Source organism: Chromobacterium sp. HL1 (assembly GCF_057418835.1).
In genome coordinates, this window is the sequence record NZ_CP162399.1 from 1,044,533 (window position 1) to 1,060,902 (window position 16,370).

Sequence of the window (16,370 nt, forward strand, 5' to 3'; positions counted from 1 at the left end):
TTCGCTTCAGTATAGCGCTTTAGAATCGAGCCAGCTTGAGCCAGCCCAATAAGCAGGCCAGCGCCACGGCGGCGTGAAGCCAGGCGCGGCGGCGGAACAGTCGGGCGCTTTGCCGCGGAGACAGGGGGGTGAGGATCAAGGGCGCGTCTTGATCGTCTCCCTGCAGCAATAAGGACGCCGGCTGTCGCGCGAGCTCCTGCTGCAGAGCGACGACTTCGCGCTGCGCCGCCGCGCGCGCCAGCGACCATTCTTGCTCGCTGAGCTGCCCGTCTCCGTCCAGATCGAAGCGGCGCAGCAGGGCTTGTCTGTCGTTTTTCCATTCGGCCAGTTTGGCGCCGATATCCAGGCGAAGGTCCAGCGCGCTGGCGCGCGCGTCCAGCCGTCGCAGCCGGCCGCGTACATAGATGGCGTCGCCTTCGTCTATCCATTCCTCTATCAGCAACATGCCGTCCTCATGCCAGCGACGCCGGCGGCGGGCGACCACTTGGGCGCCGCCGGGGAGAATGGTGGCTTCCGCGTCGCCGTCCACCAGAAGGAAGCTGTCGTCGCTGCTGACTTCCGGCGGGTTGGCGCGGGTCGCCAGCCGGTTGGAGCGTTGCATGGCCCAGGTCAGCCAGTCCTCCCAGTCCAGTTTGCCGCGCTCGTCTATGCGCCAGCAGCGGTACCAGGCGCAGCGTCGGCCGCTCAAGGGGCTGTAATTGGGCGCGTTCGGATGGCAGCGGGCCTGGCCGCATAATTCGACTTGGCCCAAGGCCGCGCTGGCCAGTCTAGATGTCGGAGTGTCCGCCACCTGGCGGTAATGGCGGTAATTCAGACGCCAGCCTATCAGCCCGACTACCGCCGCGATCAGCAGACCATGGCGGGCCTCGCCGCCAAGCAGCCATGAGGAGGCGGCAAGCAGGTACAGGGCCAAGCCCAGGCCCGGCAGCAGGGAGGCGAGCGCCGGCATGTCAGTTGCGCGCGAACAGCGCTTTCATGTCCACGTCGCGGGTTTCCGCGGCGGCGAAGCGCAGCGGCCGGGCCGGCGGGAAATGAAACAGGCGGGCCAGCAGCACGTCGGGGAACTGCTCGATGCGGGCGTTGTGGAGTTTGACCGCCTCGTTGTACAGTTCGCGGCGATCGGCCAGCGCCTCCTCCAACTGGGTGATGCGCGCGCTCAATTGCGCGAACTGCTGGTCGGCCTGCAGCGCAGGATACGCCTCGGCCACCGCGTATAGCTGGCCGATCAGGCCGTGCAAGCGTCCTTCGGCCGCGCCGAGGGCCTCCGGATCCCGCGCTCGGGCGGAGTCGGCCACCGCGCTGCGGGCGGCCATCACTTGCGTCAGGGTTTCTTGTTCGAACTGGGCGTATTGCCGGCATACTTCGACCAGCTTGGGCAATTCGTCGTGGCGTTGTTTGAGGATGACGTCGATATTGGCCCAGCTTTGCGTTAGCTGGTGCTTCAAATTGATCAGTGCGTTGTATAGCGTGATCAAGTAGAAGAGGACGACGGCGATGAGGCCGAGGAAAACGGCGAGCTTCATGATGGGGTCTCTCCGGGACAGGCGTCGCCGATGCGCGGCGTCCATGTCGGCATTATCGTGCAAGGCTGTTTTTTTGTCTGCGCCCGGATTCGCGCACGCGCGGGCGGCTTGAGGTTTTCGGGAGGAAGCGTGATTCGGATCAACATCATAGGCGCGGGGCGTCTGGGCAAGACCTTGGCGGCACTGGCGCGGCGTTCCGGCCGCTACCGGGTGCAGGACGTGATGACGCGCGGCGCGGATTCCGCCGCCGCCGCCTGCGCCTTCATCGGCACGGGGCGTCCGGTGATCGCATGGGCGGAGTTGGCCGCCGCCGATCTGTACCTGCTGGCGGTGCCGGACGCGGCGATCGCCGACTGCGCTTTGCGGCTGGCGGAGACGGAGGTGCCGGCCGGCGCGGTGGTGTTTCACGCCAGCGGCGTCAGCGGGTCCGAACTGTTGCGGCCGGCGGCGGCGCGCGGCGCGCATGTCGGCAGCCTGCATCCGGCCTTTTCCTTCGCCGATCCGGCCATCGCGCTTGAGGGGTTTTCCGACGTGCTGTGCGCGCTGGAGGGCGACGCCGAAGCGTGCCTTGTCTTGAGGGAATTGGCGCAGGCCATAGGCGGGCGGCCGTTTCAATTGGCCGAGGGCGGCAAACCGGCCTATCACGCGGCCTTGTCGGTGGCGTCCAATTATCTGGTGACGCTGACTGCCATCGCGCGGCGGCTGGCCGGCCAGGGCGGGGTGCCCGAGGCGCTGCTGACGCCTTTGCTGGGCGGTCTGATGCGACAAACGCTGGACAATGCCTTGGCGCTGGGGCCGCAGGCGGCTTTGACCGGGCCCATCGCGCGCGGCGACGCCTCGACGGTGGCCCTGCATTTGCAGGCAATGGACGATGCCGATTTGCGCGCCGCCTACCAGGCCTTGGGCCGGCAGACGGTGGCGCTGGCCGGCGAGCGCCTGTCCGAGCAGGCGCGCCGGCAAGTGCTGAGCGCGCTGGCGCCCGCGGAGGGCTCAGGCAGCTAGCGCCACCTTGAACACCTGGCGCAGATAGGCGAGGAAGGTCTCGTCGCTGCACATGGTCTTGCCGGGGCTGTCGGACAGCTTGGCCACCGGCTGGCCGTTGCAGCTGACCAGCTTGAGCACGATTTGCAGCGGCTCCAGTCCCATGTCGTTGGTGAAATGAGTGCCGATGCCGAAGCTGACCTGGATCTGCGGGCTGAAATGGCGGTGCAGGTCCAGCGCGCTGTCCACGCTCAGGCCGTCGCTGAAGGTCAGCATCTTGGTGGCGGGGTCGATGCGCAGCTTGCGGTAATGCGCGATCGCCTTTTCGCCCCATTGATAGGGATCGCCGCTGTCGTGGCGCAGACCGTCGAACAGCTTGGCGAAGTAGAGGTCGAAGTCCGCCAGGAAGGCGTCCATGCCCACCACGTCGGTCAGCGCGATGCCGAGGTCGCCGCGGTATTCCTGCACCCAGGATTCCAGCGCCGCTTTCTGGAAGTCGCGCAGCCGCACGCCCAGCGCCTGGAAGGCCTGGAAGAACTCGTGGGCCATGGTGCCTATCGGAGTGATGCCCAGCTTCCAGGCCAGGTAAACATTGCTGGTGCCACGGAAAATGTCCGGCAAGGCGGTGTTCAGGCGCTCCACCACATGCTGCTGCCAGTCCCGGCTGAAACGGCGGCGGGTGCCGAAATCGGCGATCAGCAAGGGAAAGCGCTGCTGCGCGGCCTCGCTGTCGCGGAAGCGTTCCAGCACGGCGATTTTCGCTTCCAGCCGGCGCAGGCCCTCGGTGCGGACCTCCGCCGAGTCCAGACGGCGGAAATACAATTCGTTGACGATGGCGAGCACGAAGATTTCAAAAAACATTGCCTGAACCAACGGGCCCTTGATGCGGATCGCCAGCTCCCCGTCCTCGCAGGACACGGTGATGAAGCGCCGCTGCAGGTGGAACAATTCCAGGTAATCGACGAAATCGCTTTTGATGAAGCGCAGGGTGCGCAGATAGGCCAGCTCTTCCTGGGTGAAGTGTAGCTGGCACAGCCAGTCCAATTGCGCTTCCAGCTCTTTCTTCAGCTGGGTCAAGGGCATGTCCGGGCGGTTGCGGCATTTGAACTCGTACTCGCCATGCGAGGCCGGGAACTGGTGCAGCACCACTTGCAGCATGGTGAACTTGTAAAGGTCGGTGTCCAGCAGAGAATGGATCAGCGGCGGAATCTTGGCCATGGCGGGCTCAGGCGGCGTGAATGATGAAAATGGCCGGGCGCTTGTGCAGGTCCGGCGCGTCCTTGGGCCAGTCCTTGATCCGTCGGCTGACGATGGTCTGGCTCGGCAAGGTCAGATCGCAGGCCACCGCCAGCCGGGTGGCCGGGGACAGCGTGTCGCGCAATTGCTGCAGCAGCGCGTTGTTGCGGTACGGCGTTTCGATGAAGACCTGGGTCTCGTTGCGCTGGCGCGAACGCAGCTCCAGCTCCTTGACGATTTTTGCCTTGTCGGCGGCGTCCACCGGCAGGTAGCCGTGGAAGGCGAAGCACTGGCCGTTGGCGCCGCTGGCCATCAGAGCCAGCAGGATGGAGGACGGGCCGATCAAGGGCTCCACCCGCAAGCCGCGCTCATGCGCCAGCGCCACCAGTTGCGCGCCGGGGTCCGCCACCGCCGGGCAGCCGGCTTCGGAGATCAAGCCCAGATCGTGGCCATCCAGCAGCGGTTGCAGCAAGGCGGCGACGTCGGCGGCCGGGGTGTGTTCGTTCAGCGTGCTCATGGCGAGTTCGCGGATGGGCGCGCTGACGCCCAGCGCCTTCAGGTGTTTGCGCGCGGTTTTTTCGGCTTCCACCACGAAACGGGTCAGGTGCAGCACTTTGGCGCGCTCGGCTTCGGGCAGCCAGGCGATGGATTCGTCGCCCAAGGGGGCGGGGATCAGGAACAGGGTGCCGCTCATCGCAAAATCTCCACGCCTTCATCGGCCAGCATCGTAATCAGTTTGAACAGAGGCACGCCGATCAGCGCATTGGGATCGTCGGACTCCACGCGCTCCAGCAGCGCGCCGCCCAGGCCCTCGCTCTTGGCGCTGCCGGCGCAGTGCAGCGCGTCCGGCTCGCGTTCCAGGTAGTTGCGGATCTGCGCTTCGCTCAGCGCGCGCAGGGTGACGCGGGTGATGCCCACCGCTTCTTGCAGCCGGCGCTCGGCGCTGTTGTACAAGGCCAGCGCCGAATGAAACACCACGGTGCGGCCGCTCATCCATTGCAGCATCTTGACGCCGTTCTCGAACGATCCTGGCTTGCCGATCTGCTGTCCGTCAAGCAAGGCCACTTGATCGGAGCCTATGATCAGCGCTTGCGGATGCTTGTCCGCCAGCGATTGCGCCTTGGTGCGGGCCAGCCGGACTGCGGTTTCCAGCGCGGTTTCGCCCGGCAGCGGGGTTTCGTCGCACACCGGCGGTTCGGCGTGGAAGGGCAGGCCCAGGCGGGCGATGATTTCTTGGCGGTAGCGGGAGGTGGAGGCCAGTACGATCTGCATGATGTGGACGTCGCTTGTTGCGGAGCCGGGGCGGCCTGGCGGCGCGCGCGGAGGGCTCCTTGTTTCTTTTGACAAATCAGGGGAATGGATTGTACCATGCGAGGTTTATGTCTAAACCGATTTTGATCGATCCGCTCAAGTTCGCCCGGGAAGGGCGTTCGCAGGCCGGCAAACTGCCGGTTGGCGAGCTGGATGAGCGCGTGCACAGCGACCTGTCCGACACCTCCGGGAACGTGGAATACGCCCTGGACGGTTTTCGCGACAGCTTGAACCGTTTGTCGCTGCGTCTTCATTTGTCCGGGGAACTCAAAGTGACCTGCCAGCGCTGCATGGAAAGCATGCCGTACAGCCTGGACACCGATTCGGTGGTCACCTTGTTTACCGATCCGGACAAGCTGGAAGAGGCTTGCGAGCAGGACGAGGAGCTGGACGCTATCATCGCCGAGCCGGAACTGAACCTGACGGCGTTGATCGAAGACGAAATCATTATGGGCTTGCCGCTGTCGCCGAAACACGACGACTGCGGCAGGGAAACTCTCTCGCTCGCCAAGGCTGACAAGCCCAATCCGTTTGCGGTGCTGGCGGCGCTTAAGAGACCCAAGTCCGAGTAAAACCCGGATTCGAACCGAATCTACTTGAATTTCTTAGGAGTCGACCATGGCTGTTCAACAGAACAAAAAGTCCCCGTCCAAGCGCGGCATGCATCGTGCACACGATTTTCTGACCGCTCCGGCTCTGGCAGTTGAAGCCAGCACCGGCGAAGCGCACCTGCGCCACCACATCAGCCCGAACGGTTTCTACCGCGGCCGCAAAGTTGTGAAGACCAAGGGCGAGTAATCTCCCCGTTTTCCTACTTTCCCCACTGATTAGGCAGCACTATTACCGCACTCGTTGATGACTATCACCGTCGCGGTTGATGCAATGGGCGGTGACGTTGGCCTCAAGGTTACCGTCCCTGCATCGATCCAATTCCTGCAGAACCATCCCGACACCCGTTTGATTCTTGTTGGCGACCAAGCAGCCCTAGAGGCTGAACTGGCCGCGCATCAAGGCGTCGCGCGTGAACGCATCCGCATCCAGCACGCCACCCAAGTGGTGGGCATGGATGAGGCGCCTCAGCTCGCCTTGAAGAACAAGAAAGATTCGTCGATGCGGGTGGCCATTAATCTGGTCAAAGAAGGCGAGGCTCAGGCCGCCGTGTCCGCCGGCAACACCGGCGCGCTGATGGCGACCGCGCGTTTCGTACTCAAGACCATTCCCGGCATCGACCGTCCCGCCATCGCCAAAATGCTGCCCACCGTCAAGGGCTCGTCTTGCGTGTTGGATTTGGGCGCCAACGTCGATTGCACCCCAGAACAACTGTTGCAGTTCGGCATCATGGGATCCGAACTGGTGGTGTGCCTCAGCGGCAACGCCAGCCCCAGCGTCGGCCTGCTGAACATCGGTTCGGAAGACATCAAGGGCAACGACAATATCAAGAAGACCGCCGAACTGCTGCGCCAGTCCGAACTCAATTTCCACGGCAACGTGGAGGGCGACGACATCTGTAAAGGCACGGTGGATGTGGTAGTCTGCGACGGTTTTACCGGCAATGTGGCTTTGAAGACAGCTGAGGGGCTGGCTCACATGTTTGCCGTGTTCCTGCGCGAAGAGTTTGGCCGCAGCTGGTGGACGCGTTTGTGCGCGCTGGCCGCGCTGCCGGTGCTCAAACTGTTCAAGAGGCGCATCGATCCCCGCCGCTACAACGGCGCCAGCTTGCTGGGGCTGCGCGGCATCGTGGTGAAAAGCCACGGCGGGACCGACGTCACAGGATTCCGTTACGCGCTGGAGCAGGCTTGCGAGGAAGCCGGTTCCGACGTGATTGGTCACATCGCCGACCGGATTGCGCACCAATTAAACAATCTCAAGCAGTCCGAGGCGGAAGCGAACTGACAACCATGGGCTATTCCCGCATTCTAGGCACCGGCAGCTTTCTGCCCGAGCAGGTGCTCACCAATGCGCAGTTGGCCGAACGCGTGGATACCAGCGACGAGTGGATAGTCTCTCGCACCGGCATCCACGCGCGCCATATTGCCGCAGAGGAACACAAAACCAGCGATCTCGCGCTCAAGGCGGCGGAAGCCGCGATACAGAGCGCGGGCATCGACAAGCACGAGATCGATCTGATCATCGTGGCCACCACCACTCCCGATATGGTCTTTCCCAGCACCGCCTGTCTGTTGCAGGAAAAGCTGGGCATTCCCGGCTGCGCGGCGTTCGACGTGCAGGCGGTGTGCGCCGGCTTCATGTTCGCGCTGGTGACCGCCAACAACTACATCAAGAGCGGCATGGCCCGCCGCGCTCTGGTGGTGGGCGCGGAAATCATGTCGCGGGTGCTGGACTGGGACGACCGCCGCACCTGCGTGCTGTTCGGCGACGGCGCCGGCGCGGTGATTCTCGGCGACTCCGAGGAGCCGGGCATCCTGCACGCCAAGCTGGCGGCGGACGGCCGCTACAAGGACATTCTCAACACTCCGGCCCAGATTTCCGGCGGCAAGATTCAGGGCATGCCCTATCTGCACATGGACGGCCCGGCGGTGTTCAAATTCGCGGTCAAAGCCCTGTCCGACATCGCGGCCAAGACGCTGGCGGAAGCCGGCGTCGACAAGAGCGAAGTGGACTGGCTGGTGCCGCATCAGGCCAATCTGCGCATCATAGAATCCACCGCCAAGCATCTGGGCTTGCCGATGGAACGCGTGATCGTCACATTGCCGCAACAGGGCAATACCTCCGCCGCATCGATTCCGCTGGCCTTGGACTGCGCGGTGCGCGACGGCCGCATTCGTCCAGGCCAGACCGTATTGCTGGAAGGCATAGGCGGCGGTTTCGCCTGGGGCGCTGTATTGTTGAAGATCTGACCCGAAACATTGGCGCGCAAGCCGCCGACGGCTGACCGTGAGGTCACTAGCCTCAGCGATATTTGATCGTTAGGCTTGGCAGACGTCGCCGGTTTGCGTCATTCTTGCGTCGAATTCTCTGGAGTCGACTATGGCGTTTGCTTTTCTGTTCCCGGGCCAAGGCTCGCAAAGCTTGAAAATGATGGACGGCTTTGCCGATCTGCCCGTGGTGAAACACACTTTTGACGAAGCATCGGACGCCTTGAGCGTCGACCTGTGGGCGATGCTGCAGGCGGACTCGGCCGACGAGATCAACGCCACCGTCAATACCCAGCCCATCATGCTGGCCGCCGGCTACGCCACTTATCTGGCCTGGCAGGAGTTGAACGGCCGTCAGCCGACGCTGGTGGCAGGCCACAGCCTGGGCGAATACACCGCCCTGGTGGCGGCGGCGGCCTTGCCCTTCGCCGAAGCGGTGAAACTGGTGCGCCTGCGCGCCGAGGCGATGCAGTCCGCGGTGCCGGTGGGCGTCGGCGCGATGGCCGCCATCCTGAACCTGTCCGACGAGGACATCCGCGCCGCCTGCGCGGAAGCGGCTCAGGGCGAAGTGGTGGAAGCGGTCAATTTCAATTCGCCGGGCCAGGTGGTGATCGCCGGCCATAAGGGCGCGGTGGAGCGGGCCATGGAGCAGTGCAAGGCCCGCGGTGCCAAGCGCGCGCTGCCCTTGCCGGTGTCGGTGCCCTCGCATTGCGCGTTGATGCGGCCCGCGGCGGAGCAACTGGCCGCGGCGCTGGCGCAAGCGGATATCGGCGCGCCGGCCATTCCGGTGCTGCACAACGCCGACGTCGCCAGCTACAACGAGCCGGCGCAGATCCGCGACGCGCTGACCCGTCAGCTGTACATGCCGGTGCGCTGGACCGAAACCATCCAGAAGCTGGCCGCCGACGGCGTGACGCAGATGGCGGAATGCGGGCCGGGCAGAGTGCTGGCCGGCTTGGCCAAGCGCATCGACGGCAACATCAAATGCCTGGCGCTGACCGATGTGGCGGCGCTGGAAGCCGCTCGCGGCGAACTGAACTGAATGCAATGCGGCCGCGTCAAGGCGGGGCCGGAATAACGATAAGGAGACTGCAATGAGCCTGCAAGGCAAAGTGGCATTGGTCACCGGCGCATCGCGCGGCATCGGCGCGGCGATCGCCGCGGCGCTGGCGGCCGAAGGCGCCGTGGTGATCGGTACCGCGACCAGCGAGGCCGGCGCAGCGAGCATCCACGAGCGCCTGTCCGCACAGGGCGGCGCCGGCCGGGTGTTGAATGTGACCGAGGCCGGCGCGATCGACGCGCTGGTCGAATCCATCGAAAAAGAATTCGGCGCGATCGCCATCCTGGTCAATAATGCCGGCATCACCCGCGACGGCTTGCTGATGCGGATGAAGGACGAGGACTGGGACGACATCATGGACACCAATCTGAAATCGGTGTTCAAGGCGTCCAAGGCCGTGTTGCGCGGCATGATGAAGGCGCGCTTCGGCCGCATCGTCAATATCGCTTCGGTGGTGGGCGTGTCCGGCAACCCGGGCCAGACCAATTATTCGGCGGCCAAGGCCGGCATCATCGGCTTCACCAAGTCGATGGCGCGCGAGGTGGGCAGCCGCAACATCACCGTCAACTGCGTGGCCCCCGGCTTCATCGACACCGATATGACCCGCGCGCTGCCGGAAGCGCAACGCGCGGCGCTGGTCGAGCAGATCGCCCTGGGCCGCCTGGGCGACGCCAAGGATATCGCCGACGCCACCGCTTTTTTGGCGTCGGATCGCGCTGGCTATATCACCGGCCAGACGCTGCATGTCAACGGCGGCATGTTGATGCCGTGAACGAGCTTGCGGCCCGCCTGGAGATTTAGGTAGGCTGCTCTAATTTTTTTTTGTAGAATACCGGGGTTTTGTTATCCCGAATCAGAAAGGTCAAGGGTTTAAACAAATGGAAAACATCGAAGCGCGCGTTAAGAAGATCGTTGCCGAACAACTGGGCGTGAACGAAGCCGAAGTGAAAATCGAATCTTCGTTCGTGGACGATCTGGGCGCCGACTCCCTCGACACCGTTGAGCTGGTAATGGCTCTGGAAGAAGAGTTCGAGTGCGAAATTCCGGATGAAGAGGCCGAGAAGATCACCACCGTTCAGCAAGCCGTCGACTACGTCACTGCCCACCTGAACAAGTAATTCCTTCCCTTTCGAGGGGTATTAGGACCTCTGCCCGGAGCCTTCTGGTCTCTTCGCAGAGGTCTTTTGCCAAGAGGATGCCAAACGCGCGTTTGATCCCTGCCAAACCGTAGGGCATCGCAATGCGTGGACGGTCTCGTGGGGAGACTGCCCTCCCATCTCTCACGGAGATTCTTCGTGTCAAAACGCAGAGTTGTAGTAACCGGCCTGGGCCATGTGTCCCCGGTCGGCAATGATGTCGCCACCGGCTGGGCCAATTTGCTGGCCGGCAACAGCGGCATCGCCAAGATTACCCGTTTCGACGCCAGCGACATGGCTTGCCAGATCGCAGGCGAAGTGAAGGGCTTTGAGATCAGCGACTATATCTCGCCGAAGGAAGCCCGCCGCAACGACTTGTTCATCCACTACGGCATCGCCGCGGCGCTGCAAGCGGTGGCGGACGCGGGCCTGGACGACGTGCCGGGCCTGGACAAGACCCGGGTCGGCGTCAACATCGGTTCCGGCATCGGCGGCCTGCCGCTGATCGAGGAAACCGGCGTGGCCTTGATGGAGGGCGGTCCGCGCAAGATCGGCCCCTTCTTCATCCCGGGCTCGCTGATCAATCTGATCGCCGGCCAGGTGTCCATCCTGAAAGGCTATCAGGGTCCGTCCTACGGCATCGTGTCCGCCTGCACCACCGGCGCGCACTGCATCGGCGACGCGGCTAGGCTGATCCAGTACGGCGACGCCGACGTGATGGTGGCCGGCGGGGCGGAAGGCGCGGTTTCGCGCTTGGGCATCGGCGGTTTCGCCGCGATGAAGGCCTTGTCCACGCGCAACGACGATCCGGCCACGGCTTCCCGTCCCTGGGACAAGGGCCGCGACGGCTTCGTGATGGGCGAGGGCGCCGGCGTGCTGGTGCTGGAAGACTATGAGCACGCGGTCAAACGCGGCGCCAAGATCTACGCCGAGCTGATCGGCTTCGGTATGAGCTCGGACGCTCACCACATCACGGCGCCGAGCGCGGAAGGCCCGGCGCGCGGCGTGAGCAACGCGCTGCGCGACGCCGGCATCAACGCCGACCAGGTGCAGTACGTGAACGCTCACGGCACGTCCACGCCCCTGGGCGACGCCAATGAAACCACGGCGATCAAGCTGGCGTTTGGCGACCACGCCAAGAAGCTGGTGGTCAACTCCACCAAGTCGATGACCGGCCACTTGCTGGGCGGCGCCGGCGGCGTGGAGGCGATCTACACCATTCTGGCGGTGCACAACCAGGTTTCGCCGCCCACCATCAACCTGAACGATCAGGATGTGGAGGCCGGCTGCGATCTGGATTACGTGGCCAATACCGCGCGCGAGATGAAGATAGACATCGGCATCTCCAACTCCTTCGGTTTTGGCGGCACCAACGGCACGCTGGTGTTCAAGCGCGTCTGATCGTCGTCTTGTCGATTGACAGTCCGAACCGCTGCGCTACACTCGCAGCGGTTTTTCTTTGTTTTCACGCCGCCCGGGTCAAAGCGGGCGGCAAGCTGCGCCGGGCTGCCGGCCCGGGACTTCTCGATGTTCACTCAGAAACTGGATTTTGCGCCGGACCTGCTGGCGATGCATGCGGCGGATCCGCAAACCTTTCCGTATTTGATGATGTCCTCCGGCGACGCCGGCTGGGACTTGCTGCTGCTGGAAGACGGCCGCGAGCTGTTTTACGCCGGCGAGGGCGGCGATTTTCTGCGCCGCCTGGCCGAGTTCAAGCCGCAGCCGGTCGATAACCGTCATCAACTGCCTTTCGTCGGCGGGCATTTCCTTTACCTGGGCTACGATCTGCTGTCCGAATTCGAGCCCAGCGTGGCCGATGCGCTGCCGGACAGCTTTCCGCTGGCGGCGCTGGCGCGCACCCCGGCCGCGGTGCTGGTGGATCGCCGCGAGGCTTGCGGCTGGATCGTGGCGGAAAGCGCGGAGCTGTGGCAGCGGGCGCTGAGCCTGGCCCAGGCGGCGCCGGTCTTCGAGCCCTGTCCGGTGGCGTTGCGGGGCTTGGAGGAAGACCCGCCGCAGTGGTACACCGACGCGGTCGTCCGCCTCAAGCGCTACATCTACGAAGGCGATGTGTTCCAGGTGAATATTTCGCGCGGCTGGCGCGCCGAACTGGAAGCCGGCGTCGCCGCGGCCGATCTCTTCGCCGCGCTGCGCCGCGCCAACCCGGCGCCGTTCTCGGCCTTGGCGGATTTCGGCGGCGCGCAGATCGTCAGCTCCTCGCCGGAGCGGCTGGTGCGGGTGCGCGACGGCTGGGCGGAAACGCGGCCCATCGCCGGCACCCATCCGCGCTCGCCGGACCCGACGGAAGACGCCGCCTTGAAGCAGCGGCTGATTTCCAGCGTCAAGGAGCGGGCCGAGCATGTGATGCTGATCGATCTGGAGCGCAACGACCTGGGCCGCATCTGCCAGCCCGGCAGCGTGGAGGTCAACGAACTGATGGCGGTGGCCAGTTACGCCTATGTCCACCATATCGAATCCAATGTCCGCGGCCGCCTGCGTCCCGGCGTCGGCCCGGCGGAAACGCTGCGCGCCTTGTTTCCCGGCGGCACCATCACCGGCTGTCCCAAGGTGCGCACCATGCAAATCATCCGCGAACTGGAAAACAGCGCGCGCCGCGCCTATACCGGCAGCCTGGGCTATCTCAACCGCGACGGCAGCATGGACCTGAACATCCTGATCCGCACCTTCATGCAGGAGGGGAGCGCGCTGCGCTTCCGCGCCGGCGGCGGCATCGTCGCCGACTCCGATCCGGAACGCGAACTGCAGGAAACCCGCCACAAGGCGCGCGGCCTGCTGCGGGCGCTGGGCGTGGAGCAGGCCTGATGGCGATGCTGATCAACGGCGGGCCCGGCGAGCGGATCGCCGCGGCGGACCGCGGCCTGGCCTACGGCGACGGCGTGTTCCGCACGCTGGAGCTGCTGAACGGCCGGCCGCGCTTGTGGGCCTGGCAGTACGCGCGCCTGTGCGAGGACGCGCGCCGGCTGCGCCTGCCTCCGCCCGAAGAAGCGCTGTTGCTGGCCGAACTGGCCGCGGCGGCGGACGGCCTGCCGCGCGCGGCGGCCAAGATCGTGCTGACCCGCGGCGAAGGCGCGCGCGGATACGCGACGCCGGAGGCGCCGTCTTGCACCCGCATCGTCAGCGCCGCGCCCTGGAACGGCTATCCGCCGGAGCGCGCCGAACAGGGCGTGACGGCGCGCTGGTGCGAAACCCGCTTGGCCTTGCAGCCGGCGCTGGCCGGCATCAAGCATCTGAACCGGCTGGAGAACGTGCTGGCGCGCTCGGAATGGCGAGATACCGCCATCGCCGAAGGCCTGATGCTGGATATGGAAGGCTGGGTGGCGGAGGGCACGATGAGCAATGTCTATCTGCTGGAAGGCGAGGCCATCGTCACGCCAAGGCTGGACCGTTGCGGCGTGAACGGCGCGGTGCGGGATTGGTTGACCGCGCATTGTTTGGATATCGGACGCTCTTTTACTGAAACGCGACTTTCCGCCCCGCGCTTGATTGACGCCGATGCGGTGTTTCTCTCCAATAGCCTGATGGGTATCTGGCAGATTACCCGCCTGGGCGAGCGTAGCTGGACGCCTCATCCGCTATTGAGCGCCCTGCGACACAGCCTGTCGCTTCAAGCCTGAGGCCAGGCGCCGGGAGGGCAGTTCCCGGCCCGCATACAGGTCTGCCCGGACCGCGTCCGTTCTCTTGTCCATGCCGCCCTCGACGGGCGGATCTCCATTCTTCCGACTGGCGCGCCGTGTCCGGACCGGGCATGGCGGCAAGCGCACGCGCGGATCGCGAACAACATTAGACCAAAGACCAAGCTCAGAGAGGTTGCCGTGAAATTGATTCTTAAACTACTGGCCGGCATGGCGGTTGGCCTGGCGCTGGGACTATGGGCCCCGGACGGCCCGCTGGCCCTGCTGATGACTTTCAAAGCCCTGTTCGGGCAGTTCATCGGCTTCATGATTCCGCTGATCATCGTGTTCTACATCATGAGCGGCATCGCCGCGCTGGAGTCCAACTCCGGCAAGATGCTGGGCTGGACCGTGGGGCTGGCTTACTGCTCCACCATTCTGTCCGGGCTGGCGGCTTTCGCCGTCGCCTCCGGCGTTTTGCCGTCCTTGATCGCTCAGGGCGTGCACGCCACCGACAAGCCGGCGGCGATCAAGGCCTTGTTCACGCTGGAGATCAAGCCGCTGTTCGATGTGATGACCGCGCTGATGCTGGCCTTCGTGTTCGGCCTCGGCATCGCCGTCACCCGCGCGCTGCGCCTCAAGGAGGTGGTGGATCAGGGCAAGGACATCGTCGAACTGGTCTTGGCCAAGGTGCTGATTCCGCTGCTGCCGGCCTATATCGCCTGCGTCTTCGCCGAGATGGCGGCCGACGGTTCGGTGTTTTCCACGCTGAAGACCTTCGGCGTGGTGCTGGTGCTGGCCATCGCCATGCACTGGATCTGGCTGACCCTGCTGTACACGGTGACTGGCCTCGCCAGCGGCCGCAATCCCTGGTCCTTGATCCGCAATATGTTGCCGGCCTACCTGACCGCGCTGGGCACCATGTCGTCGGCGGCGACGATTCCGGTGGCGCTGCGCTCGGCCAAGCAGATGAAGGTGTCCGGCCCGGTGGCGGATTTCGTGATGCCCTTGTGCGCCACCATCCATCTGTGCGGCTCCACCATCACCCTGGTCACCTGCGCCACCGCGGTGATGCTGATGACGGCCGGCCTGGACGTGCCGAGCTGGGACGTGATGTTCCCCTTCATCCTGCTCCTGGGCGTGACCATGGTGGCGGCGCCGGGCGCGCCGGGCGGCGCGGTGATGTCGGCGCTGGGCATTCTGGCCAGCATGCTGCACTTCCCCGAGGCCAGCCTGGCCTTGATGATCGCGCTCTACCTGGCTCAGGACAGCTTCGGCACCGCCTGCAACGTTACCGGCGACGGCGTGATCGCGCTGTGGCTGGATCGCATCATGGGCCGGCCGGCGGAAGCGGAAGGCAAGCCGGCTTCTCAGCAGGCCTAAATCCAAGTCATAGATTTATGTGAACTATACAACGAGCATTTAATTATTTTTAGAGATAAAGAGAGCCATGTATATTAAGCGGGTCTTTCTGGCGCAGTAGAGCGCTGGCGGCTTTTGGCGGCTTTGTCGTCAAAGGCAGCCTCTTACTGTTTGTCGGTTCAACAGAACCGCATGCAGGTTTCTCTCGTATCCTGTTTGGGCCGAACGATGTTCGGCCTTTTTTCTTGTTTGTTTTCTTGGCGCATGCCGGGAGGCGCAATGTCGGCGATGGCGGAGTGTGAGGTAGCGGTTCTGGACCTGGGCGCGCGGCAGGCGCGGGCGGCGTTGCCGCGTCTGAATCAGATGCTGGCGCGGCATGGCTTCGAGGCGGAGCCGCTGGCCTGGCGCGAAGAGCGCGTGCGCGGCCGGCATGAGGACTGGCGCTTCCGCAGCGTCTTCCAGCCGGTGTACCGCTTGCAGGACGGGGAGCCCAAGCTGTGGTCGGTGGAGGCGCTGGCGCGGGTGTCGGACCGCTTTGGCGGCCAGCTGATTCCCACCGTGCTGTTCGCCGCGGAAACCACGCCGCGCCGCACCGTGTACGTGGACCGGCAACTGCGCTGCCTGCACCTGCTCAATTTTCTGCTGCAATCGCCGCCGCCGGGCCTGGTGCTGTCGCTCAACGTCAATGCCCAGCATCTGGTGAACGTCAGCGAGGCGCACGGGCAATTCTTCGCCGAGGCCTTGCAACTGCTGGGGGTGGAGCCGCGCCATGTCTGCCTGGAAATCGTGGAGGACGCGGTCAGCGATCCGGTGCGGCTGCACGGCGCGGTGCAGCGCTACCGCGATCTGGGCTTTTTGATCTCTCTGGACGACTTTGGCCAGGGCGCGTCCAATCTGGAGCGGGTGTGGCTGCTGGAGCCGGATTACGTCAAGCTGGACAAGGTGCTGATGCGGCGCGCGCTGATGCGGCCGGCGCTGCGCGACAAGCTGGCCGAGCTGGTGGCCATCCTGAAGCTGCACGGCGCCAAGGTGGTGGGCGAGGGCATTGAAAGCGAGATGCAGCTGGACATTGCTCGCGCCGCCGGCTGCGATTTCGTCCAGGGCTTTCACTTGGCGCGGCCGACGGACAGCCTCAGCTGGCCAATTTCTTAGAACCTGTGTACGAGCTCGCGAGCTAAGGCGAAAACGGCAGAGAAAGCGGAGTGTACATGCGGTACATGAGCATTTCGAAGCGCTGCTCGCCGTGTAAGGTCTCA

The 16,370-nt window shown here is 64.5% G+C and carries 18 protein-coding genes; 13 read left to right on the forward strand and 5 right to left on the reverse strand.

The genetic code is table 11. The features are described from left to right. Nucleotides 1–19 precede the first annotated feature (19 nt). Together AB1Z25_RS04950 and AB1Z25_RS04955 are read right to left on the reverse strand one after the other, a co-directional pair. The gene (locus tag AB1Z25_RS04950) at nt 20–949 is read right to left on the reverse strand and encodes a hypothetical protein (RefSeq protein ID WP_486636713.1); all 930 of its coding nucleotides are present in this window, start codon (nt 947–949) and stop codon (nt 20–22) included. 1 nt (nt 950) lies between these two features. Further along, nucleotides 951–1,523: a LemA family protein gene (locus tag AB1Z25_RS04955; protein WP_486636714.1), complete on the reverse strand. Its 573-nt coding sequence runs from the start codon at nt 1,521–1,523 to the stop codon at nt 951–953. A 129-nt stretch (nt 1,524–1,652) separates the two neighbouring features. On the opposite strand from AB1Z25_RS04955, the gene AB1Z25_RS04960 reads away from it, so the two are divergent. After that, nucleotides 1,653–2,525, forward strand: coding sequence for a Rossmann-like and DUF2520 domain-containing protein (locus tag AB1Z25_RS04960; protein ID WP_486636715.1), 873 nt, complete (start codon nt 1,653–1,655; stop codon nt 2,523–2,525). Here the strand turns inward: AB1Z25_RS04960 and pncB are convergent. Genes pncB through AB1Z25_RS04975 form a run of 3 tightly spaced genes read right to left on the reverse strand, consistent with a single transcriptional unit; the run spans nt 2,514 to nt 5,012 of the window. Next, on the reverse strand, nt 2,514–3,713 hold the full coding sequence (gene pncB, locus AB1Z25_RS04965; protein ID WP_486637342.1) for a nicotinate phosphoribosyltransferase: 1,200 nt from the start codon (nt 3,711–3,713) through the stop codon (nt 2,514–2,516). The genes AB1Z25_RS04960 and pncB overlap by 12 nt on opposite strands. 16 nt (nt 3,714–3,729) lie before the next feature. After that, complete coding sequence (locus AB1Z25_RS04970) at nt 3,730–4,434, reverse strand: SAM-dependent methyltransferase (protein ID WP_486636716.1); 705 nt, start codon at nt 4,432–4,434, stop codon at nt 3,730–3,732. Beyond that, the gene (locus AB1Z25_RS04975; RefSeq protein WP_227107222.1) at nt 4,431–5,012 is read right to left on the reverse strand and encodes a Maf family protein; all 582 of its coding nucleotides are present in this window, start codon (nt 5,010–5,012) and stop codon (nt 4,431–4,433) included. Before AB1Z25_RS04975 ends, AB1Z25_RS04970 begins: the two co-directional genes overlap by 4 nt. Before the next feature lie 107 nt (nt 5,013–5,119). Between AB1Z25_RS04975 and AB1Z25_RS04980 the strand changes: the two genes are divergently transcribed. The 12 genes from AB1Z25_RS04980 (at nt 5,120) to AB1Z25_RS05035 (ending at nt 16,266) form a co-directional block, all read left to right on the forward strand. Then, the gene (locus tag AB1Z25_RS04980; protein WP_107798365.1) at nt 5,120–5,623 is read left to right on the forward strand and encodes a YceD family protein; all 504 of its coding nucleotides are present in this window, start codon (nt 5,120–5,122) and stop codon (nt 5,621–5,623) included. Nucleotides 5,624–5,669: 46 nt separating this feature from the next. Beyond that, nucleotides 5,670–5,849 (forward strand): 50S ribosomal protein L32, encoded by a 180-nt coding sequence (gene rpmF, locus AB1Z25_RS04985; RefSeq protein ID WP_011136965.1) that lies wholly within the window; start codon nt 5,670–5,672, stop codon nt 5,847–5,849. A gap of 57 nt (nt 5,850–5,906) precedes the next feature. After that, a complete protein-coding gene (gene plsX, locus AB1Z25_RS04990; protein WP_107798366.1) occupies nt 5,907–6,944 on the forward strand; it encodes a phosphate acyltransferase PlsX in 1,038 nt (345 codons plus the stop codon). A gap of 5 nt (nt 6,945–6,949) precedes the next feature. After that, nucleotides 6,950–7,909 carry a beta-ketoacyl-ACP synthase III gene (locus tag AB1Z25_RS04995; protein WP_107798367.1) on the forward strand — a complete coding sequence of 320 codons (960 nt, stop codon included), beginning with the start codon at nt 6,950–6,952 and terminating at the stop codon, nt 7,907–7,909. Nucleotides 7,910–8,039: 130 nt separating this feature from the next. Next, nucleotides 8,040–8,969 carry an ACP S-malonyltransferase gene (fabD, locus tag AB1Z25_RS05000; protein ID WP_107798368.1) on the forward strand — a complete coding sequence of 310 codons (930 nt, stop codon included), beginning with the start codon at nt 8,040–8,042 and terminating at the stop codon, nt 8,967–8,969. A 52-nt stretch (nt 8,970–9,021) separates the two neighbouring features. Further along, a complete protein-coding gene (gene fabG / locus AB1Z25_RS05005; protein ID WP_107798369.1) occupies nt 9,022–9,759 on the forward strand; it encodes a 3-oxoacyl-ACP reductase FabG in 738 nt (245 codons plus the stop codon). A gap of 106 nt (nt 9,760–9,865) precedes the next feature. Then, complete coding sequence (acpP, locus tag AB1Z25_RS05010; RefSeq protein ID WP_019103041.1) at nt 9,866–10,105, forward strand: acyl carrier protein; 240 nt, start codon at nt 9,866–9,868, stop codon at nt 10,103–10,105. A 177-nt stretch (nt 10,106–10,282) separates the two neighbouring features. Further along, nucleotides 10,283–11,524: a beta-ketoacyl-ACP synthase II gene (gene fabF / locus AB1Z25_RS05015; protein ID WP_107798370.1), complete on the forward strand. Its 1,242-nt coding sequence runs from the start codon at nt 10,283–10,285 to the stop codon at nt 11,522–11,524. Between the two features lie 126 nt (nt 11,525–11,650). Further along, the gene (locus AB1Z25_RS05020) at nt 11,651–12,943 is read left to right on the forward strand and encodes an aminodeoxychorismate synthase component I (RefSeq protein ID WP_486636717.1); all 1,293 of its coding nucleotides are present in this window, start codon (nt 11,651–11,653) and stop codon (nt 12,941–12,943) included. Then, on the forward strand, nt 12,943–13,755 hold the full coding sequence (gene pabC, locus AB1Z25_RS05025) for an aminodeoxychorismate lyase (RefSeq protein ID WP_474455866.1): 813 nt from the start codon (nt 12,943–12,945) through the stop codon (nt 13,753–13,755). The genes AB1Z25_RS05020 and pabC overlap by 1 nt, the downstream gene beginning before the upstream one ends. 198 nt (nt 13,756–13,953) lie before the next feature. Beyond that, entirely contained in the window at nt 13,954–15,135 is a 1,182-nt protein-coding gene (locus AB1Z25_RS05030) for a dicarboxylate/amino acid:cation symporter (protein ID WP_107798373.1), read from the forward strand. 258 nt (nt 15,136–15,393) lie between these two features. Beyond that, entirely contained in the window at nt 15,394–16,266 is an 873-nt protein-coding gene (locus AB1Z25_RS05035; RefSeq protein WP_107798374.1) for an EAL domain-containing protein, read from the forward strand. The last annotated feature ends 104 nt before the right edge of the window (nt 16,267–16,370 follow it).